This window comes from Streptomyces sp. IBSNAI002, assembly GCF_052244475.1.
Taxonomy (GTDB): Bacteria; Actinomycetota; Actinomycetes; order Streptomycetales; family Streptomycetaceae; genus Streptomyces.
In genome coordinates this window covers 4,582,598-4,606,025 of record NZ_JBQPXG010000002.1, presented here as the reverse complement: position 1 = coordinate 4,606,025, position 23,428 = coordinate 4,582,598, and the positions used below count along the sequence as shown (strand labels likewise).

The 23,428-nt window shown below is 71.7% G+C and carries 27 protein-coding genes; all 27 read left to right on the top strand.

What is annotated here, in order from left to right:
* The first annotated feature begins 10 nt into the window (after positions 1 to 10).
* The 27 genes from ACTVZO_RS22235 (at position 11) to ACTVZO_RS22105 (ending at position 23,419) form a co-directional block, all read left to right on the top strand.
* Positions 11 to 916, top strand: coding sequence for a hypothetical protein (locus ACTVZO_RS22235; protein ID WP_443300063.1), 906 nt, complete (start codon positions 11 to 13; stop codon positions 914 to 916).
* A 99-nt stretch (positions 917 to 1,015) separates the two neighbouring features.
* Positions 1,016 to 2,512 carry a hypothetical protein gene (locus ACTVZO_RS22230; protein ID WP_443300062.1) on the top strand — a complete coding sequence of 499 codons (1,497 nt, stop codon included), beginning with the start codon at positions 1,016 to 1,018 and terminating at the stop codon, positions 2,510 to 2,512.
* A gap of 64 nt (positions 2,513 to 2,576) precedes the next feature.
* Positions 2,577 to 3,365, top strand: a complete 789-nt coding sequence (locus ACTVZO_RS22225; RefSeq protein WP_443300061.1) for a hypothetical protein — start codon at positions 2,577 to 2,579, stop codon at positions 3,363 to 3,365.
* Between the two features lie 83 nt (positions 3,366 to 3,448).
* Positions 3,449 to 3,802, top strand: coding sequence for a hypothetical protein (locus ACTVZO_RS22220; RefSeq protein WP_443300060.1), 354 nt, complete (start codon positions 3,449 to 3,451; stop codon positions 3,800 to 3,802).
* A 247-nt stretch (positions 3,803 to 4,049) separates the two neighbouring features.
* Complete coding sequence (locus ACTVZO_RS22215) at positions 4,050 to 4,574, top strand: helix-turn-helix domain-containing protein (RefSeq protein WP_443300059.1); 525 nt, start codon at positions 4,050 to 4,052, stop codon at positions 4,572 to 4,574.
* Complete coding sequence (locus tag ACTVZO_RS22210; protein WP_443300058.1) at positions 4,564 to 5,796, top strand: PBSX family phage terminase large subunit; 1,233 nt, start codon at positions 4,564 to 4,566, stop codon at positions 5,794 to 5,796. The genes ACTVZO_RS22215 and ACTVZO_RS22210 overlap by 11 nt, the downstream gene beginning before the upstream one ends.
* A gap of 11 nt (positions 5,797 to 5,807) precedes the next feature.
* A complete protein-coding gene (locus ACTVZO_RS22205; RefSeq protein WP_443300057.1) occupies positions 5,808 to 6,050 on the top strand; it encodes a hypothetical protein in 243 nt (80 codons plus the stop codon).
* Positions 6,037 to 7,518 (top strand): phage capsid protein, encoded by a 1,482-nt coding sequence (locus ACTVZO_RS22200; RefSeq protein ID WP_443300056.1) that lies wholly within the window; start codon positions 6,037 to 6,039, stop codon positions 7,516 to 7,518. Before ACTVZO_RS22205 ends, ACTVZO_RS22200 begins: the two co-directional genes overlap by 14 nt.
* Before the next feature lie 36 nt (positions 7,519 to 7,554).
* The gene (locus tag ACTVZO_RS22195) at positions 7,555 to 9,771 is read left to right on the top strand and encodes a phage minor capsid protein (protein WP_443303239.1); all 2,217 of its coding nucleotides are present in this window, start codon (positions 7,555 to 7,557) and stop codon (positions 9,769 to 9,771) included.
* 9 nt (positions 9,772 to 9,780) lie between these two features.
* Positions 9,781 to 9,951, top strand: a complete 171-nt coding sequence (locus ACTVZO_RS22190; protein ID WP_443300055.1) for an Rmf/CrpP fold protein — start codon at positions 9,781 to 9,783, stop codon at positions 9,949 to 9,951.
* Between the two features lie 106 nt (positions 9,952 to 10,057).
* A complete protein-coding gene (locus ACTVZO_RS22185; RefSeq protein WP_443300054.1) occupies positions 10,058 to 10,735 on the top strand; it encodes a hypothetical protein in 678 nt (225 codons plus the stop codon).
* 65 nt (positions 10,736 to 10,800) lie between these two features.
* Positions 10,801 to 11,658 (top strand): phage major capsid protein, encoded by an 858-nt coding sequence (locus ACTVZO_RS22180; protein ID WP_443300053.1) that lies wholly within the window; start codon positions 10,801 to 10,803, stop codon positions 11,656 to 11,658.
* 155 nt (positions 11,659 to 11,813) lie between these two features.
* On the top strand, positions 11,814 to 12,206 hold the full coding sequence (locus tag ACTVZO_RS22175; RefSeq protein WP_443300052.1) for a hypothetical protein: 393 nt from the start codon (positions 11,814 to 11,816) through the stop codon (positions 12,204 to 12,206).
* An 11-nt stretch (positions 12,207 to 12,217) separates the two neighbouring features.
* Positions 12,218 to 12,499, top strand: a complete 282-nt coding sequence (locus tag ACTVZO_RS22170; protein ID WP_443300051.1) for a hypothetical protein — start codon at positions 12,218 to 12,220, stop codon at positions 12,497 to 12,499.
* Complete coding sequence (locus ACTVZO_RS22165) at positions 12,468 to 12,824, top strand: hypothetical protein (RefSeq protein WP_443300050.1); 357 nt, start codon at positions 12,468 to 12,470, stop codon at positions 12,822 to 12,824. The genes ACTVZO_RS22170 and ACTVZO_RS22165 overlap by 32 nt, the downstream gene beginning before the upstream one ends.
* Entirely contained in the window at positions 12,817 to 13,227 is a 411-nt protein-coding gene (locus ACTVZO_RS22160; RefSeq protein ID WP_443300049.1) for a minor capsid protein, read from the top strand. The genes ACTVZO_RS22165 and ACTVZO_RS22160 overlap by 8 nt, the downstream gene beginning before the upstream one ends.
* A gap of 15 nt (positions 13,228 to 13,242) precedes the next feature.
* The gene (locus tag ACTVZO_RS22155; protein WP_443300048.1) at positions 13,243 to 13,710 is read left to right on the top strand and encodes a phage tail tube protein; all 468 of its coding nucleotides are present in this window, start codon (positions 13,243 to 13,245) and stop codon (positions 13,708 to 13,710) included.
* Positions 13,707 to 14,165, top strand: coding sequence for a hypothetical protein (locus ACTVZO_RS22150; protein ID WP_443300047.1), 459 nt, complete (start codon positions 13,707 to 13,709; stop codon positions 14,163 to 14,165). Before ACTVZO_RS22155 ends, ACTVZO_RS22150 begins: the two co-directional genes overlap by 4 nt.
* A gap of 249 nt (positions 14,166 to 14,414) precedes the next feature.
* Positions 14,415 to 16,649 (top strand): phage tail protein, encoded by a 2,235-nt coding sequence (locus ACTVZO_RS22145; protein WP_443300046.1) that lies wholly within the window; start codon positions 14,415 to 14,417, stop codon positions 16,647 to 16,649.
* A 3-nt stretch (positions 16,650 to 16,652) separates the two neighbouring features.
* Positions 16,653 to 17,555: a phage distal tail protein gene (locus ACTVZO_RS22140; RefSeq protein ID WP_443300045.1), complete on the top strand. Its 903-nt coding sequence runs from the start codon at positions 16,653 to 16,655 to the stop codon at positions 17,553 to 17,555.
* A gap of 12 nt (positions 17,556 to 17,567) precedes the next feature.
* Entirely contained in the window at positions 17,568 to 18,536 is a 969-nt protein-coding gene (locus ACTVZO_RS22135) for a hypothetical protein (protein ID WP_443300044.1), read from the top strand.
* Positions 18,521 to 19,633: a hypothetical protein gene (locus tag ACTVZO_RS22130; RefSeq protein WP_443300043.1), complete on the top strand. Its 1,113-nt coding sequence runs from the start codon at positions 18,521 to 18,523 to the stop codon at positions 19,631 to 19,633. Before ACTVZO_RS22135 ends, ACTVZO_RS22130 begins: the two co-directional genes overlap by 16 nt.
* On the top strand, positions 19,633 to 20,397 hold the full coding sequence (locus ACTVZO_RS22125) for a hypothetical protein (RefSeq protein ID WP_443300042.1): 765 nt from the start codon (positions 19,633 to 19,635) through the stop codon (positions 20,395 to 20,397). The genes ACTVZO_RS22130 and ACTVZO_RS22125 overlap by 1 nt, the downstream gene beginning before the upstream one ends.
* 117 nt (positions 20,398 to 20,514) lie before the next feature.
* A complete protein-coding gene (locus ACTVZO_RS22120; protein ID WP_443300041.1) occupies positions 20,515 to 22,014 on the top strand; it encodes an SGNH/GDSL hydrolase family protein in 1,500 nt (499 codons plus the stop codon).
* 68 nt (positions 22,015 to 22,082) lie between these two features.
* Positions 22,083 to 22,883, top strand: coding sequence for a peptidoglycan-binding protein (locus ACTVZO_RS22115; protein WP_443300040.1), 801 nt, complete (start codon positions 22,083 to 22,085; stop codon positions 22,881 to 22,883).
* A gap of 36 nt (positions 22,884 to 22,919) precedes the next feature.
* On the top strand, positions 22,920 to 23,159 hold the full coding sequence (locus ACTVZO_RS22110) for a hypothetical protein (protein ID WP_443300039.1): 240 nt from the start codon (positions 22,920 to 22,922) through the stop codon (positions 23,157 to 23,159).
* Positions 23,156 to 23,419 carry a hypothetical protein gene (locus ACTVZO_RS22105; protein ID WP_443300038.1) on the top strand — a complete coding sequence of 88 codons (264 nt, stop codon included), beginning with the start codon at positions 23,156 to 23,158 and terminating at the stop codon, positions 23,417 to 23,419. Before ACTVZO_RS22110 ends, ACTVZO_RS22105 begins: the two co-directional genes overlap by 4 nt.
* The last annotated feature ends 9 nt before the right edge of the window (positions 23,420 to 23,428 follow it).

The window sequence follows — 23,428 nt, the reverse complement described above, 5'->3', positions numbered from 1 at the left end:
CACCGCCACCGTGACCACGCCCGCTTACGCCGCCCTCGCCGAGCGCGCCCCCTCCCGTACCGCGTCCCGTGCCGCCGATGACCTGTTCGCCATCCGTGAGCAGTGGGGCGACCTGCTCGCCGCCATCGCGCGCCAACCGGCCGCCGACTGGCCGCCGCGAGACTCCCGCGCGTACATCGACGGGCACCTCGACGTCCAGGACGACGACGAGCACCAGGACGACGAGCCCGCCATCGGCCGGGCGCCGTTGACATTGCGCGAGCACCCCGCGCCCGTGAACTTGACCGCCCTCGACGCGGCCCTCGACGTCGAACGCGACCTGTTCGACCTCGCCGACCAACTCGCCGCCCAGGCGCAGCGCCCCGTACGCACCGGCCGCGACCGTCACGGCAGGTTCGTACGCGACGAGGACGACGCCGCCGACCCCGCCCGCTGGACGTGCACGTACCACCGCGACGCCGGACCCGCCGCCGCCGTCGCCCCCGGCAGCCGGGCGTATGGGCTGCACTGGGCCGCCGTGTGGGTCGAGGGCCGGCTACTGGGCGAGGCCGTCGACGAGGGTCTGTTCACGGCCATACCAGCGCGCGTCATCGACGAGGCCGCCGCCATCGTCTCCGAGGCCCGCCGGACGGTAGAGCGGGCACTCGAAAGGGACGGGCGAACCACGGTCCTCGACGACCCGTGCCCCTCGTGCGGGGGCGAGCTTGCCGCCCGTACGCGCTCCGGGGGCGAACCTTCCGTGTCCTGCTCGACCGGCGAGGCGTGCGCCGCGCCCACGCCCCTCGAACGGGGTCGGCGCACATGGCATGGGTATGCCGGCCTCGCAGCGCTGGCAGCGCTGGACGCGGCCCGGCGCAAGGCCGCAGAGCACCGACCACACCCCCATCTCATGAAGCCACTTCACGGCATCTTGTGAAGTGGCTTCGGTGCTGTTACGGTCGATCTTGTTGGGCTTCCACCCCGACACCCCCGGGCTTCCACCCCGGACCACCACCACCACCACGGGAGACACCCCATGGACACCTACGCACACGGCTACGGCACCACCGGCCACTACGCGAAGCCGGGCACGCACACGAGCTACTGCGGTCGCGAACTCCAGCACGACCCCAACACCCCTATTGCGCAGCGGGTTTGCAAGTCCTGCGCCAAGGCCGAGAAGGCCGACCGCGTCGCCGCCGAGCAGGTCGCCGCCGACCGTGCCGCCGAGGGCCCCACCCTCGCCGAGCGCGCAGGGGTCCGGTACTGCCACGTCGGCACCGGCCGCCGCGTCCACTACTCGCCCAGCAACGACGACACCCTCTGTGGGTACGAGGTACGCGAGTACACCGACGGCCCCACCGGCGAGCAGCAGCTTTGCGCGCGTTGCATCAAGGCCGCCGAGGAGCGCGCCTACGCCCGGTCGCTCGCCGCTGCCTCGCCTCTGGCCGCCGCCGCCGTGCAGCGCGCCGAAACCGTCGAGGCCGCCGACGCCGAGCGCGCGCCGGCCAACGTGATCCGCGTCGCGGCACGCGGCTTTCGCCGGGGAGGCAGCTCCCTCACGGAGATGATCACCACCGTTCACACCAACTGTCCTTGCAAGATCGGTAAGACGCTGGTCGGCACGTACGCGACCAAGGCCGAGGCCGACGCCGCCGTCACCGAGACCGCCCAGGACACCGGCCGCCCCGTCACCCACTGCATGTGGTCCCGGCCGCTCAACGCCACGCCCAACCAGGTTGAGGCCGAGCAGGCCGCCGCGTTCGACACCGCCGCCCGCGCCGTCGACGCCGTCGAGCACGCCGAGGAGACCCGCGCCGCCGTCGCCACCGTCGAGGATGCCGAAGCGCTGTACGCCGCCGCCCTGGTCACCGAGGCCGACGCCGACGCGGGCACGTGGCGAGGCCAGTGGATCGGCGAACAGCAGGCCGACACCCTGTTCGCCGTCGAGCGGCACGTCGAGCAGGGCGCCTTGTTCAGCGAGGCCGCACCCGCCGAGCAGCCCGAGAAGCTGATCGTCCGCGCCCGGTTCGAGCCCGCCGCCGTCGAGCGCGTCAAGGCCAAGGCCGACGCCGACCGCGCCGCGTGGCGTACCGAGATGGACGCCCGGAAGGCCGCCGAGGCCGCCCGCTACGGGACGCCCGAGCAGGCCCCCGCCCGTCGCGTCGTCGAGGGCGTGATCGTCGAGCACGCGGGCACCAGCGAGGGCAGCACCCCCCGCAACGCCACGCACCCCGGGGTGATCGCCGCGCGCGCGGCCCTTGCCGGCCTCGCCGTCGCCCGCCTCACGGGCCACCACGACGTGTGCGAGCCGACCGCCGGGGAGCAGGCCGTACGCGGGTACATGGTCGAGCCGCGCGGGGGCCAGCGCGTGGCCGTGTACTGGCTTGAGGGCGGACAGACCATCCGCCGCGATACGAAGTGGCACGGGCCCTCGCTCGACTGCCTCGCCGACCGTCTGACCCGTCAAGGCTGGGAGGTCGAGCCCTTGCGCGCGTCCTCGCTGTGCGTGTTCGCCCACCAGCCCGAGTAACGCCCGCCGACCGCCCGCCCCGCGACCGTGGGGCGGGCCCCGACCACCACCAGGAGCAGCAGCCATGAGCGACCAGCAGCAGCCGCACCACGACGAGCAGGGGAGCACCGGGCACTACGAACGGGCCGACGCGTCGAAGTTCCCCACCAGTGAGCTTGGCCAGCGCGCCGCCGCCGAGGGCTGGACGGGGCCGGGCCTGGCCAAGGCGGTGCGCGACCACAACCGACGGATGCTCGCGCGCACCGGGGTGGACGCCGACCGCGCCCGGACCGACGTGCTGCGCGACAAGATTCTGACGCTGTTCGCCGAACACGAGGAGGCCACCGAGGTACGCCGCGCCGGGCAGGAGGCCGCCTACGGCCTTCGGGAACTCGCCGACCGATACGCCAAGGCCGAGACCCGCCAGGAGCGCGACGACCTCGCCGAGCAGGCCGGCGGATCGCTCACCCTCCCCGAGGCCGGACTCATCCGCCGCGTGGCCAAGGCCCTCGAAATGGCGTTGCCGGGGGTGATCGTTGACGCGCACGTGGACGGCATGAGCGCCCCGTCGATCGCTCGGGAACTCGCGTGCAGCGACCGCCACGCCTACCAGGTGATCAAGGATTACCCGTGGGGGGCGCAATGGATCCTGTACCGCGCCACCGGCGACGACGAGTGGGAAGAGGTCGCGGCCGAGCTGGTCGAGACGACCGAGACCGCCGCCGACCTCGCCAACCGCATCATCGGCCAACGGCTCACAGACGACCTCGCCCGTACCGGCGCCCGAGTGTGCGTGTGGCGTGCCGGGGATGGGAACGACCCCGACGAGGCCCGGGGCGAGTGCGAGATCGAGGCGAGCACGCAGACCGACTGACCGACCCGCAAACACAGTGCGGGCCCGGGGGAACCTTCCACGCTCCCACCGGGCCCGACTCACCACGAGGGAGACACCCCCACATGGCTACGCCCAACCCTACCGGCGCCCCTCGTACGGCCGCGCCGGCCATCGGCACCCGCACGTCCGTGCGCGTCGACCGGGCCCTGTCCGACGATCTCGCCGTACTCATGTTGCCCGGCGTCAACGCGTCCGACGCGATCCGGGCCGCCGTCGGACACCTCGCGAACATCTACCGGACCGCGTGGCACCACGGCGTGTGCCCGTCGGACACGGCACCGCGGATCCTCGCCTACCAGTTGGACGGGCAGGCCACGACCACGCCCACGACCAGCGCGTATGACGTCCGACAGCCCGCGCCCGGGGTCAGCGCACACCTGCCCGAACCACCCCGGGGCGCGCACGTCGCCGCGTAACAGCCGTGCGCCCCGACGTCCGACAGGCGGGGCGCAGCCGTCCGACGACCGGTCGCGGCCCCTGTACGCGCGCCCGTTCGACAGAGACTTGCGCCGTTACCTTTCCGTGACCTAGAGTTCGAGGCGACCCCGGCATGCCCGGAAACGGTCGAACGATAAGCGCCCCGCCAACGTCACCGGCGGGGCGCTTTGATGTGCCCGCACTACGGCCCCGGCGGGCCCCTGGCCGTGCGGGAGGTGAGCCCACATGGCGCGCCCCATCACCGACAAGGACCGCACCCAGGTTCACCGCCTGCACGCCCAGGGCAAGGCCCGCAACGAGATCGCCCGCACGATCGGCCGCTCCCCGTCGACCGTGTCGAAGATCGCCGCGCAGCTCGACCCGCCGCTCACGTTCGACCGCGCCGCCGAGGTCGAGACTGCTACCCGCGTCCGCCGCGCCGACCTCGCCGCACGCCGCGCCGAACTCGCGATCACGCTGCAAGACGCGGCCGAACGCGAAGTCGGCCGGATGACACAGCCGCACCTGTACTTCGAGTGGGGCGGCAAGGACCACACCTACGACGAGAAGTGGCAGCCCGAGCCGACCCCCGCCGACCGCCGCACCATGATGGCGACCGCCGGGGCCGCCCTCGACCGCTCCCTCAAGTTGGCGCCGCCGCGCGACGAGGCCGGCGAGCAGTCCCGTTCGGTCATCGGCCGACTCATGGACGGACTGGCCCGGAACTACGCCGAGCGCCACGCCAGCGAGGCCGCCGTCGATGCGGACTGACCTCGCCCTGTCCACCAAGCAGATCGACAGCATCGTCGAGGCCGAGGCCTTCCTGAACATCTGGGAAGGCAGCGTTCGTTCCGGCAAGACGATCGCCAGTCTCCTCCGGTGGCTGGGGTATGTCGCCGACCCGCCCACGGGCGGGGAGCTGGTCATGGTCGGCCGCACCCGCGACAGCCTCGCCCGAAACGTCTTCGGCCCGTTGTCGAATCCGGATGTCTTCGGCGACCTCGCCCAGGACATCCACTACACCAGCGGCGCCCCCACTGCGAGCGTCATGGGGCGCACCGTTCACGCCCTGGGCGCCAACGACGCCCAGGCCGAACCGAAGGTACGAGGACTCACGTGCGCGGGCGCGTACGCCGACGAGCTGACGACGCTCCCCAAGTCGTTCGTTGACCAGCTCACGGCCCGATGCTCCGTCCCCGGGTCCAAGATTTTCGGGACGACCAACCCCGACAACCCCGCGCACTGGCTCAGGAAGAACTACCTACTCAGGCCGCGCGAGACCCGCCTCAAGTCGTGGCACTTCCAGCTCGACGACAACCCTGGCTTGGACGACGAGTACAAAGCCCGCATCAAGGCCACGCACACCGGCCTGTTCTACAAGCGGAACGTGTTGGGTCTGTGGGTCCAGGCCGAGGGCGCCATCTACGACATGTGGGACGAGGACGAGCACGTCGTCGACACCCTGCCGGAGATGCGCCGCCACTGGATTGGCATCGACTACGGCACCGTCAACGCAACGTCCGCGCTGCTGCTCGGCGAGGGCGTCGACGGTCGGCTGTACGTGTGCGCCGAGTGGCGCCACGACTCCCGCGCGGCGCACCGCCAGATGACCGACGCCCAGTACTCCGCCGCCCTGCGCAAGTGGGTGGCTGACCTGGGCGTACGGCCCGAGTGGACGTTCTGCGACCCCTCCGCCGCATCGTTCATCACGCAGCTGTGGGCCGACTCGTACGAGGGCGTCGCCCGCGCCTCGAACGAGGTCATCGACGGCATTCGGTCCGTGGCTTCCCTGCTCGGCGCCGGCCTACTGCGCGTGCACCGCTCGTGCGAGGGGCTGCTCGACGAGCTGCCCGGCTACGTGTGGGACGAGGCCGCCGCTGCCCGGGGCGAGGACAAGCCCGTGAAGAAGGCCGACCACAGCTGTGACGCCCTGCGCTACGTCATCCACTCGACCGCCCATGAGTGGCGGCACCTACTCACCGCACCGCCCTAGGAACCCCCCACATGAGCGCCCCCACCGCCATCCCCACCGCAATCACGGTTGACCAGCGCCGCGCCGTCTGCCGCGTGCTGGGCCTGCCCGCCGCCCAGGTCTACGACCTCCACGTGCACGCCCGCGAGGGCGTACGAGCGTCCCTGTTCGTCCTCGACCGCGAGGGCCGAAAGATGCTGCACGGCGAGGAGCCGTTCACCGCGACCGTGCATATACCGCTCGCAGAGGAGGTGACCGCCCGTGGCACTCCCTGAGACCGGCGCACCGTGGCCGCCCCCGCAGTGGGCCCCGATCTATGACCGGATCCGCGTGGATGACGCGTGGTACTCCGGCGACTCCCGACGCCTCGCCCGCCTGCACGGCGCCACCCAGGAGCAGCCCGGCCGCCGCCGCGTATGGGGCCGCCGCGAACAGCCGGCCCCCAGCCGTGACACCCGCCTGCACATCCCCCTGCCCGGCGACATCGCGACGACGTCCGCCGACCTGCTGTTCGCGGACATGCCCGCCATCCGCACCCCCGATACGCCGACACAGGACCGTATCGAGCAGCTGCTCGACGAAGGCCGCGTGCAACAGACCCTGTTGGGTGCAGCCGAGCAGGCCGCCGCCCTGTCGGGGATCTTCCTGCGGGTGACGTGGGACAAGGCGCTTGCGGCCCGCCCGCTGCTCACCGTGGTGCAGCCCGATTGCGCGGTACCTGAGTTCCGTTTCGGGATGTTGCGCGCGTGCACGTTCTGGGAGGAGCTGCCCAGCGGCGACGGAGTCACGGTGTGGCGGCACTTCGAGCGGCACGAGCCCGGCCGTGTGGTCCACGCGCTGTACCGGGGGACGTCCGACAACGTCGGCCGCCCCGTACCGCTCGCCGAGCACTCCGGTACCGCCGACCTGGTCGCCTCCCTCGACCGCGACGGGGACGGACAGACGATCAGTACCGGTATCCCCCTGCTCACCTGCGCCTACGTGCCGAACATCGGGCCCAACCGGGCCCACCGCGGATCCCCGATCGGCCGCTCGGACTACGCCGCGCCGTTGTACGACCTTTTCGACAACCTCGACACGGTGTGGACGTCGTGGATGCGTGACATCCGCCTCGCCCGCGCGCGCCTGATCGTTCCGTCCGGCTACCTCCGCAGCGAGGGACCGGGCAAGGGCGCAGCCTTCGACGCGGACCGCGAGGTATACGAACAGCTCAACATGCCGCCCAACGAAAAAGGCGCGGGTATCACCCTGTCCCAGTTCGATATCCGGGTCGATGAGCACCAGCGGACCGCCGAAGCGCTCATGCGGCAGGCCGCCCAGTCGGCCGGCTACTCCGCCCAGTCCTTCGGCCTGCACGGCCAGGGCGAAGCGATCACCGCCACCGAGTCCGACAGCCGCGACCAACGCAGCATGGTCACGCGCAAGAAGAAGGCCGGCTACTGGCGGCACGGCGCCGCCGACATCCTGCACGTCATGCTGTGGCTCGACGCCATCCAGTTCGGCACCCGCATCACGCCCGAGCGCCCGAGCGTCGAGTTCGGCGACGGGGTCGCCGAGTCGGAGCAGCAGACCGCCACCACGCTCGACCTGCTCGCCCGCGCCGGAGCCGTCTCCACCGGCACGAAGGTCCGCATCCTGCACCCCGAGTGGGACGACACGGCCGTACGGGCCGAGGTCGACGCGATCCTCGCCGAGACCGGCGCCGCCCCGGATCCCGTGGGCACGTTCCCGCTCGCAGCGTGACCGGCAGGGGGTGACGTCGTGCCGATCCACCCGGGCATGGTCGAGCCCCTGGCCGAGCGCACCCGCGACCTGTACGCCGCCGCCGAGGAACGGCTACTCGCGATCATCGCCCGGCAGCTCGCCGCAGGTCTGGACGCGCCCAGCTGGGCCGAGCAGAAGCTCGCCGCCGTCCAGGCCATGCGCCGCGCCTCACAGGCCGTCGTCGACGAGCTGCACCAGGCCGTCACCCTCGACGTGTTCGACGCGGTAGCCCAGTCCTACAACGAGGGCCACCGCGCCGCCGTCGCCGAGCTGGGCGCCCTGTCCGACGACGCGCGCCGGCTGGTCGATGACCGGCTACCGCAGGCGCAGGCCGTCGACCGCCTCGCACAGGAAACGGTGGACGTCGTCACCTCGACCCACCGCGGAATCCTGCGCGCCGTCGTCGACCGCTTCCGGGCCGTCGTCTCCGAGGTCACGGCCACCGTGGCACTCGGCACGGGCACCCGCCGCCAGGCCACACAGGACGCCATGCGCCGTTGGGCCGACGAGGGCGTTACCCACTTCCGCGACGTCTCCGGCCGCCGCTGGCAGCTCACCTCTTACGCGGAGATGGCTGTACGGACCGCGACCGGCCGCGCCGCCACCGAAGCCCACACGCGCACGCTCGCCGAGCACGGCGTCGACCTGGTCACCGTGTCCGACTCCCCGCGCGAGTGCCCGCTCTGCCGACCCTGGGAAGGCAAGGTACTGACCATCGGCGGGCCCGCCGGCCCCCGCACGGTCGAGGTGGAACACGCCACCCAAGACGGGGTCATGATCCCCGTGCGCGTGGCCGGATCCCTCGACGAGGCCCGCCTCGCAGGGCTGCAACACCCGAACTGTAGGCACTCCGTCAGCGCGTACACCCCGGGTCTGACAGTGATCGAGAAGGCCACCAGCGACCCGGACGGGTACGAAGCCGGACAGAGACAGCGCGCCATCGAGCGATGGATCAGGCAGTACAAGCGCCGCCAGGCCGCCGCCGTCACCCCCGAGGCCAAGCGCGCCGCCGGGGTCAAGGTCCGGGCGTGGCAGGGAGCCATGCGCACCCACCTTGCCGCGCACCCCGACCTACGCCGGTTGCGTCATCGCGAGCAACCCGGAGCCTCGAACCTCCCCGAACCGCGCCAGGCCGATTCTCGAGAATTTGTCGAGGCCGCCCGGGTGTGGTCCGGGGACGACACCACACCGCGCGAGATGAGTGACGACCAGCTCGCCGCCGCCATGCGCTCCAACGTGCTGGACGACCGCGCCCGCGCGCGGATCGAGGCCGAGGCCGACCGCCGCGACCTCGACACCCTGCTCGACCGGGCGCGCCCCGGGGGCCGGCTGGTCGACGACCTGCTCGCCCTGTCCGATGACGAACTCGCGCGGATCCTGCCGCACCTCGACGACGTCGACACCCTGCGCGTCATGGCCGAGGTCCACCGCCGCAACCGCGCCGGAGCACTGCCGGGCGTGCGCGCCGACCTAGTGCACCTCTCCGATGACCAGCTCGCCGCCCGCTACCGCGACGCGCCCGACGACCAGGAGGCCACGACCGCCGAGGCCGCCCGCCGCGACCTGCTCGCCCAGACCTTCCCCGCCGGTACGCTGCGCGCCGACCTCGACCAGGCCGACGACGACACCCTCGCATGGGCCATGTCCTACGCCGACCCCGCCGAGCTACTGCGGATCGCCGAGGAGATGGACCGCCGGGACGACGCCGCCATGCCGCAGCCGGCCACCACCGGCGACGCCGTCGACGACCTGCTCGCCGACCGCCAGGCCCTCGCCGAAGCCCTCGACCCCGCGCCCGACCCCGACGGGTGGGGCGCCCTCGCCGACGACGCCGCATGGGCCGCCGTCGCCGCCGGAGACGGAGCACCCGCCCCGGCCGCCGAGGAAGGGGAGCACGAGGAAGGGGACCACGAGGAAGGCCCGCGGATCACCCGCCGCGAGGCCCGACAGCTCTACGACGAGTACACCTATCGGCAGTACCTCGCCGCCGAACAAGACTGCAATGGGTACCTGCTCAACAGGAAGGCCAAGGCCGCCGGACACGACCCGGGGAGCCTGTTCTCAGGCCCGGCCAGGATTGCCCACAGCCGCGCCAGCGACGAGCTGAAAGAGTGGTGGGCGACGCACGGCAGGCTCACGCAGGCCGAGTTCATCGAGCAGGCCACCGGTCAGCGCCAGCGCTGGGCAGAGGGCGCGCGCCACAATGAGGCCGACCAGCAGAACAAGCGGTAAGGGGGCCCCGTGGGGACACGCGCGCAGATCGTCGAGGCGCACCAGAAGGGCTCCGAGGCCGGGCAGAGCGGCGCACCGCCGACCGTCTGCCCGCACGGCCGTGACTCCATCCTCCAAGCCGCGTGGATCAAGGGATACGCCGCCGCCCGCCGCAAGGCAGGACACGAACGGCCCCAGTAGCCGCGCAACCGACGAACACCCCGAGGGGGCCCGCCAGGAGCAGGCCCCCTTTCGCATGCCCGTACGCCCGCCAGGAGCGGGCCGACCAGCCCCAGGAGGGCAACCCATGAGCACCCCCACCCCCGGCCCGACCGGCGAGCAGGGCAACCCGAACCCGGGTACCGGGCAGGTCCCGACCACCCCGCCGACGCCCACCCCGCCCGCGCCGCCCGCCGCCCCGCCGACCCCGGGCGACCAGGACCAGGCCGCGACGATCGCACGTCTCGAATCCGAACTCACCGCCGCCCGCGCCGAGGCCGGCAAGGGCCGCGTGAACGCGAAGCAGCAGACCGCCGACACCGCGCGCGCCGAGCTGACCGCGCAGCTGCTCGGCATTTTGGACCCGTCCAAGGCGGGCCAGGAGGCGACGCCGGAGGAGCTGACACAGCAGCTCACCACCGCGCAGGCACAGGCCCGACAGACCGCCGTCGAGCTTGCCGTATACCGGACCGCCGCAGCGGCCGGGGCCGACGCTGACGCCCTGCTCGACTCCCGGACGTTCGCCGACTCCCTCGCCGGTATCGACCCGGCCGACACCGCCGCCGTCACCTCCGCCGTCAAGGCCGCCGTCACTGCAAACCCCCGTCTCGGCGCCAAGCCCACCGGCCCGCAGGTCGGAGGCAGCGAGTTCAACGGCGCCCCGCCCCAAGGCGTCACCGCCACCCAGTTCGCCGCCATGGACTACGCGGCGCGCGCCGAGCTGTACCAGAGCGACCCCACCACTTACCGGCGCCTCGCCGGCTGATACCTCCCGGCACCGCGCCGGGCCCAACGCCCGGCGCCCCCGCGCGCCGGAGAGAGTGAGCAGCAATGCCGCAGACCACCAGCGCAGCGATGATCGTCCCCGAGGTCTGGGGCGACATGGCGCAGGCAGCGTTCATCGGAAAGGTCCGCGTCGCCGGATCCGCCGCCGTGATCGAGGACAACACCCTTGAAGGCGTCCCCGGTAGCAAGATCGAGTTCCCGAAGTGGGGCGCGCTCGGCGAGCTGGACGAGCTGACCGAGACCACGCCGCTGACCACCACGCCGATGACGACCAGCTCGGCCGAGGCCGTCATCAAGGAGGTGGGCAAGGCGGTCGAGATCACGGACAAGGCCCGGCTTACCTCCCTGGGCGACCCCGAGGCCGAGGCCCGCAGGCAGTTCGGCGTGCTCGCCGCCCGCAAGATCGACGCCGACCTCATCGCCCAGGCGCAGGCCGACGAGACCGCCGCAGGCGGAGGCAACCCGTTCAAGTTCACCACCGCCAGCGGCAAGACCACGTTTTCGTGGCTGGACGCCGTGGTGCCCGCGATCGGCCAGTTCGGTGACGAGTGGGAGCCGTCGGACTTCGCCGGTCTCTACATCAACAGCGTGCAGCTGGGCGAGGCCATGGCCGACGCACAGTTCATCGACGCGGCCAAGCTCGGCAGCGGTGAGAGCGCCGCCGCGTCCGGCAGCATCGGCCGCATCGGTGGTGTGTCCGTGTTCGTGACCAACCGCGTCACGGCCGGAAAGTTCCTGCTGCTCAAGACCGGTTCGCTCGGCCTGCTCTACAAGCGGCGCCCGCTGGTCGAGTCGGACCGCGACATCCTCGCCCGCTCCACCGTGGTGACCACGACCATGCACTACGCCGTCAAGCGGCTCACCGACCGGGGCGTGTGCGTCGGCACCCTCGCCGCGTCCTGACCACGGAGAAACGATTCCCCATGCTGCTGCGCCGACATCACCCCGAACCGACGGAGCCCCCGGACGACACCGAGTCGGCCGACGCTCCCCCGGACGCCCCGCCGCCCAAGAGGCAGGCGGGGCGTTCGTCGTCCAAGACCCGGGAGGAGTAACGGGTGGGCCGCGTCTACGCCACCCCCGAACAGCTCGCGATGTGGATGGGCCGGCCCGCCCCGGACGACGACGCGGCCCGCCTGCTCGCGCGCGCCAGTGAGGACGTCGACGACGCGCTACTCACAGCCGTCTACGACGTCGACGCCGACGGAGACCCGACCGACCCGCAGATCGTCACCGCCCTCGCGGCAGCCGCGTGCGCGCAGGCCGAGTTCTGGCTCGCGTCCGGCGACGACGGGACCGGGGCCGGTTCCCGTTGGGATTCGGTCAGCATCGGGCCGGTAGCCCTCTCTGGGCGCCGGCCCGGCCCGTCGGATGCGTCCGGCCTCGAACTCGCCCCGCGCGCGTACCGGGCGCTGCGCGCGGCCGGACTGCTGCCGGGGGTGATCTGGTGATCGTCCCCGCCGTGTTCCTGACGCATCGCATCACCGTCGAGCCGTACCTCGGGGACACCGCCTACGGGCCCGCCTACGGGCCGCCCGTCCCCGGCATCCGCGCCATGGTCTCGCTCCCGCAGATCATCACCGCCCCGGGTATCGACTGCCCGCCGGGGTCCCGCATCACCCTGGCGGACGGCCGGACCACGACAGCCCAGTCTGTCGCCGACCACAGCGCCCCCGGCCTGCCCGTCCCGGACTGTGTGGAGGTGACGTGCGGTGAGTCCTCAGCGCAGCCGACTTCGCCTTAACGGTGACGCCGTCCTACGCGGCACCCACGCGGGGGCGCTCCGCGGCCTGCGCCTGGCCGCCGAGCACGTGCTCACCGAGTCCCGCAAGCGCGTCCCGATCGAAGAGGCCACCCTCGAACGCTCCGGCACGGCCAGCGTGGACGAGTCCTCGCTTACGGCCGCCGTCTCGTACGACACCCCGTACGCGGTCCGCCAACACGAGGAGCTGAACTACCAGCACGACGCCGGGCGAACGGCCAAGTACCTCGAAGGGCCGATGACCGAGCAGGCCGACCAGGCCGCCGCCATCATCGCGGCGCAGCTGCGCAGGTCCCTTCGTGGCTGACCCGCTCGACTCCCTCGCCCAGTACCTCGCCGCGCGGGCCCTGCTCACCTACGACCCGACGGGCGTCACGGGCGACTGCTTCATCGAGGCCATGCCGCCGGCCCCTGACCGCGCCGTCACGCTCGCCCTGTACGACGCGGGCGCGCACGCCTCCCGCGACGACGACCAGGACCGCCGCCTACAGATCCGGGTGCGCGGCACCGCCGACCCGCGCGTCTCCCGCGTCCGGTGCGAGGCACTGCACGACGCGCTGCACGGCCTCGCCGGGGTCGAGCTGCCCGGCGGTATCTGGCTCACCCTCGCCACCGCGCGCGGCCTTCCCGCCCCCATAGGCACCGACTCCACCGGCCGACACGAGCACGTCGTGAACCTCGACGTCGCCCTCGCCGCCCCCACCCCGTAAGGAGGGACACCCCCCATGGCGGACACCCGCCCCATCGACGCCCGAGGCTGGATTTTCCAGGTCGAGGACACCGACGCCGACCCCGATGCATGGCTCCCCATCGCCGGTATCGACACGTGGAACTACAACCCGTCCGAGAACGAGGAGACGACCGAGACGGTCGCGTTCGACAGTAACGGCCAGTACGAGCAGGACGTCATGCAGCGCGGCGCGTCCCTCTCCCTTGAGGGCAAGTTCCGCATCAACAAGACCACCAAGGTGCGGGACCCCGGACAGGCGTACATCGACAACGATTGGGCCGAACGGCTCGGCTACGAGTCCCGCAACCGCCTGCGGTACCGGCACGAGACACAGACCGTTTGGCGCGTGTGGGAAGCCACGGTGTCGCCCGGTGAGCAGGGTGGCGGGAACAACGACAAGACGTCGTGGTCCGCCACGTTCACCCGGTGCGGCGCCGCCACGACCATGGCGGTCGCCCCGTGATCGAGAACCACGACGAGACCGACGCGCGGCCCGAGGTCGCCGACTTCGACGCGTACTTCGAAGAGCAGACCCGACCCGCGCCCCAGGGCGTTCCGCTGCGCCTGTACGGCCGTGACTACGTGCTGCCGCCGAAGCTCTCCACCATCGTCGCGCTACAGCTGCACCGCGTGCACACCAGCGCCCACCCCGACGACATCCGCCGACTGCTCGCCGCCCTGTTCGGCCCGGCCGCGATCGACCACTGGGCCGAGAACGGCATGGACGACCGCAGCTTCGGAATCGTCCTGCTGTGGTCGACGTCGAACATGCAGCAGCCGGGCAGCATGACAATCGCGCAGGCCGCCGAGGAGCACGACGCCCGCGAGGCCGCCAAGGACGCGGCGGGAAAAGCCCGGCCGCCGCGCCCCCGCCCGAAGGGGAAGGGCAAGCGGCCGAATTCTGGCAAGCGGTCCTGACCAACTGGGGCGCGGTCGAGGCTGACCTCGCCCGCGAGTACCACCTCGACGCCGACCAAGTCGCGCACCTGCCCGTACGCCGCTTCCTGGTCCTGCTCGGCGGGCTGCCGCCCGAATCGCGCTTCGCGCAGCGTTGGCAGCGCACACCGCGCACCGTGAACGACCCGGCCGAGATCGCAGCTCTCACCGGCATGCCTATGTAAATAGCGAGTTAGCCGCCTAGCAGCGCGGCCAAGGGGGTGACTCCCTTTGGCCCTCACCATCGGTGAGCTGACCGGCTATATCGACCTCGACGACTCCGGCGCACAGGCCGGTGTCGCACGCACAGAGGCCGCCCTCGAAGGGCTCCAGCGTGACGCTGACGGCCGCCTCAGGGACATGCGCGGCCGGTTCATCACCGCCGGTTCCGAGATGGGCGGTGGCCTCGCCGCCGGGTTCGAGGGTGGCGCGGACCGGGCGGGCCGCAGCCTGGCCGGCATCGGTCCGATGCTGGGCGCCGCCGCCACCTCGACCAAGCTTCTCGCCGGAAGCGCCCTGGTGGCGGGCGGCGCGGTCGCCACCGTCCCGCTCGCCATTATCGGGCTGGGCGCGAAGGTGCTCGCCGAGAACGAGCAGGTTAAGAGCGCGTTCTCGGACATGGCCGAGTCGGCCAAGGCCACCGTCCAGAAGGCCGCTCAGCCGCTCGTCAAGCCGTTCGTCGAGGCGGCCGGGCAGATCGGCCAGACGGTCAAGGACATCGCGCCCCGGCTCGGCGAGCTGTTCGCCGGGGTCGCGCCGATGGTGCAACCGCTGGTCGCGGGCATCGGCGATCTGGTCAAGAACGTCATGCCCGGCCTGGTCAACGTTGTCCAGGCCGCACAGCCCGTAGTCGAGGCCCTGTCCGGCGGCTTCGGCCTGCTCGGCGACGGCCTCTCTGGCTTCTTCGACGGGGTCAGTTCCGGCGCGGCCGGAGCGGCTGAGGGGCTGTCGGGTTTTTTCGAGGGCCTGTCCATCATCCTGCCCGCACTGGGCGGGTTCATCGGGACGCTGGCGGAAGCCGGCGGACCGGTGCTGTCGGCCCTCATGGGGGCGCTCGCGCCGCTCGTCGAGACCCTGCTCGACGCGCTCGCCCCCGCACTGGCTTCGCTGGGCCCGCCGCTCGCGCGGCTGATGACGGCCCTGGGCGACGGCCTCGCGCCGATAGTCGACGCGCTCGGCCCCGTCCTCGACGCGGTAGCGGGCGCGTTCGGCTCACTGATTGACGCCGTAGCACCCCTTTTGCCGGTTTTCGGCAATCTCATAGCGTCGGTCCTGCCCGCCGTTACGCCCCTGCTCAACGCGCTCGGCGACATCCTCGTACAGCTGGGCCCGACGGTCGGGATCCTGGTCGAGGCCCTGGCCGGGGCGCTGTCCCCGATCCTGGCCCAACTCCCGGGCCTGGTAACGCCGTTCGCGGCTGTCATCGGGGAACTTGCAGAAACGATTCTGCCGATCCTCGCGGATCTGATCCTGGCCCTGTCGCCGTCGCTCGCGACGGTCGGCGCCGCCTTCGGTCAGATCCTCGTCGCCCTGGCCCCGCTACTGCCCGCCATCGGACAGCTGCTAATCGGCGCGCTGAACGCCCTGATGCCACTGATCACGCCCCTGATCGGGCTGATCGGACAGCTCCCGGGCATCTTCGCGAACGGCCTCGCCTCCGTGATCTCACAGGTTGTCGTCCCCGTCATCAGCGCCGTCGTGGCCCTGCTGAACGGCGACTTCGGCAAGGCGTGGGACCTGGCCAAGCAGGCCGTGAGCAACGCGGGTGCGTTGATCGGGCAGATCGCCGGGAAGCTCGGCGAGTGGATCAGCGCGGGCATCGATCGGGCCGTTGAGTTCCTGCGCGGCCTGCCCGGCCGCGCGGCGTCCGCCGTGGCTCCGATGGCCGGCCAGCTCCGTGACCGCGCGGTACAGGCCATGTCGGAGTTCAAGAACGGCGTGGTCAACAAGGCCAACGAGGCTGTCAGTTGGCTTCGCGGCCTGCCCGGCATGCTGTCGTCCGCCCTGGGCAACATGGGCTCGCTCCTCGTCGACAAGGGCCGCGACGTCGTACGCGGCTTGTGGTCCGGCATCCAGTCCATGGGCTCTTGGCTGCGCTCCACCCTGATGGGCTGGGCGAAGAACCTGATCCCCGGCCCCATCGCCAAGGCGCTGGGCATCCACTCGCCGTCGCGCGTCATGGCGCGGGACGTCGGCCGGTGGATCCCGGCCGGTCTGGTCAAGGGCATCGAGTCCGGACAGGGCGCGGTCGATCGCACCATGCGCCAGCTCGTCACCCCGCCCAACGCGCCGGCCCTCGCGTTCGCGGGCGCAGGCGTGAGCCCGAGCCCGTTCGGACAGCGGTCGCCGTTCGGTACGTCCGGGGGCGGGTCCATGGTGCACGTCGAGCACTGGCACGCCGCCGAGAACGGCAGCCCCGACGACAACGCCCGCGCGCTCGCGTGGGCCGCGAAGGCACGGGGGTGAGCTGTGGCCGCTGGTGATCAGCTCACCTCCCCCGGGCAGATCCAGTACGGCGAGCTACTGCTCGGCACAGGCACCGCCTACCGGTGGCGGACCCTCACCGGGTGGGAGACCCTGCCCGCCCTCGACTCCGGAACGGTCCTGCGGGCCGGCGGACACGGCGCCTACCCCGGCGCCCTGTTCGCCCAGGCCCGCACGGTCACCCTCGACGGGCTGTTCGTGCGGGCGCCGTCCGCGACGATCGGCGAGGCCGTACGTGCGCTGAACGCCGCTACCGGCGTCGTCGCCGACGAGCAGCCACTCGCCGTATGGCTCGACGAGCGCGGGCCCCTGCTCGCCCATGCGCGGATCCTGCGCCGGCACATCCCCGTCACAACCGGCTACCGGCAAGGCGTGATTACCGGGGCCGCACTCCAGTGGGAGGCCACCGACCCCCGCCGGTACGGCATCCACGAACAGGAGGTCACGGCCTACCTCCCGCAGGCCGAGGCCGGTCTCAGCTGGAATACCGACCCCGGCCCCGAGCACCTGGCCGAACCGCTGGACTTCGGTACCCCCGGGTCCACCGGAAACCTGATCGCTGTGAACGACGGGGACGCCGACACGCACCCCCTGATCACCTTCCGGGGCCCCGTGTCGATGCCGTCCCTGACCAACATCACCACCGGCGCCGTCATCGAGTACGACCTCGACCTAGCCGCCGAGGACCGCCTCACCGTCGATACCGCAGACGGCACCGTCGTCCTGAACGGCACCGCCAGCCGTCTCTACACGGCCACCTCGCGCAGCGCGCCCGAAGAGGCGTACGCCCTGCCGCCCGGCCCCACGCCGCTGGCCTTCCGCGCGTCGCCCGGCAGCGACGACCCCGCCGCATCCGTCACCGTGCGCTACCGCGCCGCCTACTGGTAGGAGGACCCCCTTATGACCGTGCGCGCCGGATGGCTGCTGCCCGACGGACAAACCCGCGAGGACACCCGCCTTGCTCCCTTGGGCGCCATGGCTCCCGAGAACACACTCACCACCCGCGACGGGCTGATAGCCGGAGGGGCCGGACTTGTCGCCACCGGGGTAAGCGCCATGCAGGTGCAGATCAGCACCGGCCGCGCCGTCATCCAGGGCACCACCGCCCAGGGCTCATACCCCGTTGCCGTGACCGCGCCGGTCACCCTGAACGTGCCGGACGGGCACGCGCAGCACCCACGTATCGACGCCGTCGCCATCCGGCTCTATGACGCGCTGTACGACACCAGCCAGCAGACGGCCGTACAGCTGGAGATCGTCACCGGCACGCCGAGCGCAACGCCGAGCGCGCCGAGCCTGCCCAACTCATCCATCCGGCTGTGGGAGATCGCGGTACCCGCCGGGACGTCCGCCGGTACCGGCGGGATCAGCTGGGCGTCCGCGCTGACCGACCGCAGGCGGTACACGTCCTCGTACGGCGGGATCCTGCCGCGCGGCTACTCCCTCTCATTCTCCGGCGGGTACGCCGGGCAGTACCGCGACAACGGCGCCGAGCTGGAGCGCTGGAGCGGGACCGAGTGGGAACCCGTGATCAAGCCGATTCAGTGGCAGGCCCTACCGCTGCCCGCCGGCCTGACCGCTCCCGCCCACTCGCCCACCCAGTACGCCATCCACAACGACCGGATATGGCTGCGAGGGGAGATCATCAAATCCGGCGGCGGCGGCAGCATGATCAACAACGGCACCACCGTGCTGAACCTCCCCGGCACCATCCCCGTCCCGTTCTGGCTCCACCTGCCATGCGGCGTCGCAGGGGGCAACGCGCCGACCGCCGCCCTGGTCGGCCGTAACTCGTTCATCATCAACCTCGACGGCGGCGGCACGTGCTGGTCGATCTACCTGAACGGGATCTCGTGGGCGCGGCCGTAACCGGCGCGTACCGCGCCCTGATCTGCGATCTACGGTCCGATCAGCTGCTCGACGTACTGCCGCTGCACGGCGTCAGCCTAGACAGCTACATAGGCAAGACCGGCAGCTGTACCGGCACCATCCCCATCCCCAACGCCCAGATAGCCGCCCGCGTCCGCGATGCCGTCGCCCCCGGGCGAACGGCTCTTTGGCTGGAGCGTGGGGGCGACATCTGGTGGGGCGGACTGATCTGGACCACCGAGATCCGCAGCGACGAGCGCGGCCGGTTGTCCATGGGCATCCAGGCCGGAAGCTTCGAGAGCTATCTCGACCACCGGCTCTTGATGACGTCCGGCGTCGCCGAAGGGATGGACCAGTTCGACCTAGCGCGGTACATGGTCGACTACGCCCAGCAGACCACCGGGGGCGATATCGGCATCGAGTACGACGCCCGCACCTCCGGGGTGCTGCGGGACCGCACTTACTCTCGCTACGACCTGAAGACCATCCGCGAAATGCTCGACGACCTCGCCGCCGTCGAGAACGGTTTCGAGTGGCGGATCAGCGCGCACCGCGACCCCGTCAGCGGGCGCCGGATCAAGCGGTTGCAGCTGGGGCACCCGGTCATCCGCACCGGCAAGAGCGATATCGTCCTCACCCGGCCCGGCCCGGTCCTCTCGTACACGTGGCCCGTCGACGCCACGAAACAGGCCACCGTGTGGCAGTCCCGGGGCGCCGCCGTCAACACGAACGCGGCCGCGGATTCCGTGCCGCTCATGTCGAACACGTACACCGACATTGGCGCGCACGCCGCCGGCTGGCCGCGTCTGGACGGCACCAGCGACCACACCACCGTGGAAACGGAAAGCACCCTCAACAAGCACGCAGCGGCCGACTTCTACGCCGCCCGCGCCCCGCGCACGATCCCCGAGGTCACGATCGCCCTCGCCCGTACGCCCCTCACCCCCGCCCTGCTCGGCGCGACCGTCCGTCTGCGGATCAACGACCTGATGTGGCCCGACGGCCTCGACGCCCGGTACCGCGTGGTCGGAGTCGCCATCACCGCGCCGGAACGGGGACGCCCCGAAGTTGCCCGCCTCTACTTGGAGTTGCCCTGATGGCCGCTGTCCCGCAAGACCTGCTAGACCGCGTCCGCGACCTCGAACGGCGCGTGCGTGAACTTGCCGGGCGTGCCCAGATGCGCCCGGCCCTGACCGAGATCATGCACGGCGACGTCCGGATCGGTGAGGGCGGCCGGCTGATCACCCAGGCCCCCGGCGGCAACGTGGTGTTCGAGTCCGGGCAGGCCCCGCAGGGCGATTGGGGCGTGAAGCTCGCCCGTGAGGACGGCAGCAACGCTCTGACCGTCGGATACGACTACTCCACCACCAGCCAGATGATCCACATCTGGTCGCGGGACACCGCAGCGAAGAACCGCATTCTCGTCATGGACGACTTCTACTCGGACCGCTTCCTTGGCCGCCCATGGATCCCGTTGCAGCTCCACCCCACCGAACGGCAGGACACCGGCCAGACCGGTTACGAGGTCGCGTGGTGGGGCGGCGGGCCGGCGTTCAACGCGGTCGGTGAGCTGCACCTCGTGACCTACGCGGGCGCCGGGGGCGGACAGGTCAAGGTCACGATGGAGCCCGCCAGCGGGCCCCGCGTGATCGCCGAGTACGACTGTCCGGCCGGGCAGTGGACCGAGCGCACGATCACCGAGCCCATGCACGGTGTCGAGTACATGGAACACGTCATGTGGACCGTCGAGCACCGCTGTAAAGGCTCCGGTTCCAACATCGAGACCCGCCTCTACTCCGCCACCGGCCGGAACACCTACGTGGAGTCCGAGAAGCCCAGCGACCCCGTCCGCACCCCCTAGGAAGGAGGCCCCGTCATCACCCTGCCCATAACCATCCCCGTCGTCACCGTCCGAGGCCGCTTCCTCTTCCCCAACGGAACCCCCCTCACCGGGTCCCTGTCCTTCCGGGCCCCGGCCATGCTCACCTTTGGCGCGGCAGACGTCATCCTGGGCGGTCCCGTCATCGCCCAGCTCGACCCGCAGGGCCGAATATCGGTCACCCTGCCCGCCACCGACGCGGCCGGGATGACGCCTACCGGCTGGTCGTACGTCGTCACCGAACAGCTTGCCGGGGTCGGTACGAACCGCTCGTACAACATCCTCATCCCCGCCGCGAAAGACGACGTCGACCTCGCCGACATCGCGCCCACGGACCCCACGAAGCCCAACTACCTCGCGGTACCCGGTCCGACCGGCCCGAAGGGCTCGACCGGCCCCCAGGGCATCCAGGGCCCGCCGGGACCGTCGAATACCAGGTGGCGCCGCCGGGACCTGCCCGATCTCCTCACCGCGGATTCCCTGTACGCGGGTCCGGCGCCGGTCATCACCACCACGCTCGGCACCACCCCGGCCGCTGGATACGTCCGGCACGTGCCCGCCCCCGTCGCCCTGGCGGGCGGAGAGGTCCGGGGCGCGTTCACGTTCGCGGGGGCGGGCGGGTTCCTGGCCGGCACCGGCACCCCCGACAACCAGTACGTCTTGCCGACGTCGAGGTACCCCAACCTCTACACGTCCGGGCAGGCCGTGTGGTGCGTGGAGTTCGGCACCGACAGCCGGTACATCCAGGTCCGGTACAAGCACATCAGCACCGCGTCTCAGTTCCGCCTGTCCATCGACGGGCGCAAGGCCAGCGACGTAACCCAACCGGCGGGCGGCACGAACGCCGGATCCGGGCACCTGATCACGATCGACCTGGGCAGCGCTGCCCCGAGGACGATCCGTCTCGACTGCACCACGATGCCGTTCGGCGGTGTGTACCTGCCCCCATCCGCTGGTCTGTGGCGCGTCCCGTTGCAGGGCGGGCGCCTGGCCGTCCTGGGCGACTCCATCAGCGACGGGAGTGCCCACAACACGGGCGGTGGCCAGGGCACATGGGTGGCGCGCGCCGCCCGCCTGCTCGGCTCCACCGACGTGTGGGAGTCCGGGCGCGGTGGTACCGGGTACGTCAACCCGGGCACGTTCGCCAACTTCGGCACCCGCGCCCCGGCCGACATCGTCGCGTGGGCCCCGGACCGGCTGATCGTGTTCGGGGGGTACAACGACGTCGCCGGGAACGACCAGGCCGTCATCAAGGCCGCCGCGACCGCCCTGTACGGCCAGATCACCAGCGGCCTGCCCGCGTGCGAGACGTACGTACTCGGCTGCTGGGCCCCCACCGGCACACCGGCCCCCAGCATCGTCGCCACCGACGAAACCCTGAGGTCCGCCGCCGCCCTCGCGGGTCTACCGTTCGTCTCCCCGGTCACCGGCACCATCTACGCCGCGAACGGGCAGGCCGTCGCCACGCACGGCCCGTGGATCACCACCGGCAACGCCCCCATCTACGTGGGCACCGACCTGGTGCACCCCACCGACGCCGGGCACTTCTACCTCTCCCGCCGCATCGTCAACTCGCTGCGCGAGCTACTGCCCGCATAACCACCCACCCCGCCGCACCCCCGGACGCACCGCGCCGGGGGCCCTTGGCATGCCCAGAAAGGCCCCGCGTGAAGTTCGTCAGCCGCGCCCAGTGGGGCGCCCGCCCCTCCCGCTACAGGCTCACCCGCATCCCCGACACACGGGGCGTGAAGATCCACTACGAGGGCAGCCACATCCCGCCCAGCCTCGCCAACCCCGACGCGCACACCCTGTGCGCCGGACGCGTCCGCGCCATCCAGGCCATGCACCTCGCCGACGATGACGAGGACTACTCCGACATCGCGTATTCGGCGATGGTGTGCCCGCACGGCTACGTCTACGAAGGCCGCGGAGCGCACCACCAGACCGGCGCCAACGGCACGACCGCGCTCAACCGCGCCCACTACGCCGTGTGCGCCATGGTCGGCAGCTCCGGCCTGACCGAGCCGACCCCCGCCCAGCTACACGGCATCCGCGACGCCATCGAATGGCTACGCAACGACGGGGCAGCCGGCGCCGACGTCAAGGGCCACAAGGACGGGCACCCGACCGCCTGCCCCGGCGGTCCGCTGTACGCGTGGGTACAGCGCGGCGCACCGCGCCCCGGCGGCACCCCGGACCCGGCCCCGAACCCGGGCCAGAAGTTCGAGCCGTTCCCCGGGGCCGCATGGTTCAAGACCGCGCCCCGATCCCCGATCGTCACCGCCATGGGCCGCCGCCTCGCCGCCGAGGGGTGCAGCCGCTACCAGTCCGGCCCCGGCCCGCAGTGGACCGACGCCGACCGCCAGAGCTACGCCGCGTGGCAGCGCAAGCAGGGCCACACCGGGGCCGCCGCCGACGGGTGGCCCGGCCCGAAGACCTGGGCCGCCCTCAAGGTCCCCAAGGTCTGACCCCGCCCCACCCAGCACCCCCCGAAGGAGCCCCACATGACCGACGCCGCCAAGCGGACCGTCCGCACCGTCATTCAGACCACGGTCGCCCTGGCCGTCGCCCTGCCCGCCGTCATCGGCGCGGCCGGCATCCCCGACACCCTCCCGTGGGTCGCCGCCGCCCTCGCCGCCGCCGGTGGCCTCGCCCGCGTCATGGCGCTGCCGACCGTCGAGGCCCTGCTCGACCGCGTCGGCCTGGGCCTGGTCGACAACGCGAAAGGCACCGACGTCTCGTGACCATCACCACCCCCTCCGACCCGGCCGCCGTCGCCGTCGAGCTGGAGAGGCTGCGCGGCACGATGGAGACGGGATTCGCCCGCGTCGACGGAAGCCTCGCCCTGCTCGTACAGCAGGGCAAGCAGACAGACCGGCAGCTCTCCGACCACGAGGCCCGCCTCGACACCCTCGAACGGTCCCGATGGCCGCTCCCGTCCGTCGCCGCCCTGGTCGCCGTCACCGGCCTGACCCTCACCCTGTGGCAACTCGCCGCCAAGTAGCAGCACAAC

Excerpts from the sequence above, each read along its gene's own strand:
- ACTVZO_RS22230 (WP_443300062.1), top strand. The coding sequence starts at position 1,016 with ATGGACACCTACGCACACGGCTACGGCACCACCGGCCACTACGCGAAG.
- ACTVZO_RS22225 (WP_443300061.1), top strand. The coding sequence starts at position 2,577 with ATGAGCGACCAGCAGCAGCCGCACCACGACGAGCAGGGGAGCACCGGG.
- ACTVZO_RS22220 (WP_443300060.1), top strand. The coding sequence starts at position 3,449 with ATGGCTACGCCCAACCCTACCGGCGCCCCTCGTACGGCCGCGCCGGCC.
- ACTVZO_RS22215 (WP_443300059.1), top strand. The coding sequence starts at position 4,050 with ATGGCGCGCCCCATCACCGACAAGGACCGCACCCAGGTTCACCGCCTG.
- ACTVZO_RS22210 (WP_443300058.1), top strand. The coding sequence starts at position 4,564 with ATGCGGACTGACCTCGCCCTGTCCACCAAGCAGATCGACAGCATCGTC.
- ACTVZO_RS22205 (WP_443300057.1), top strand. The coding sequence starts at position 5,808 with ATGAGCGCCCCCACCGCCATCCCCACCGCAATCACGGTTGACCAGCGC.
- ACTVZO_RS22195 (WP_443303239.1), top strand. The coding sequence starts at position 7,555 with ATGGTCGAGCCCCTGGCCGAGCGCACCCGCGACCTGTACGCCGCCGCC.
- ACTVZO_RS22185 (WP_443300054.1), top strand. The coding sequence starts at position 10,058 with ATGAGCACCCCCACCCCCGGCCCGACCGGCGAGCAGGGCAACCCGAAC.
- ACTVZO_RS22180 (WP_443300053.1), top strand. The coding sequence starts at position 10,801 with ATGCCGCAGACCACCAGCGCAGCGATGATCGTCCCCGAGGTCTGGGGC.
- ACTVZO_RS22155 (WP_443300048.1), top strand. The coding sequence starts at position 13,243 with ATGGCGGACACCCGCCCCATCGACGCCCGAGGCTGGATTTTCCAGGTC.
- ACTVZO_RS22135 (WP_443300044.1), top strand. The coding sequence starts at position 17,568 with ATGACCGTGCGCGCCGGATGGCTGCTGCCCGACGGACAAACCCGCGAG.
- ACTVZO_RS22125 (WP_443300042.1), top strand. The coding sequence starts at position 19,633 with ATGGCCGCTGTCCCGCAAGACCTGCTAGACCGCGTCCGCGACCTCGAA.
- ACTVZO_RS22120 (WP_443300041.1), top strand. The coding sequence starts at position 20,515 with ATGCTCACCTTTGGCGCGGCAGACGTCATCCTGGGCGGTCCCGTCATC.
- ACTVZO_RS22110 (WP_443300039.1), top strand. The coding sequence starts at position 22,920 with ATGACCGACGCCGCCAAGCGGACCGTCCGCACCGTCATTCAGACCACG.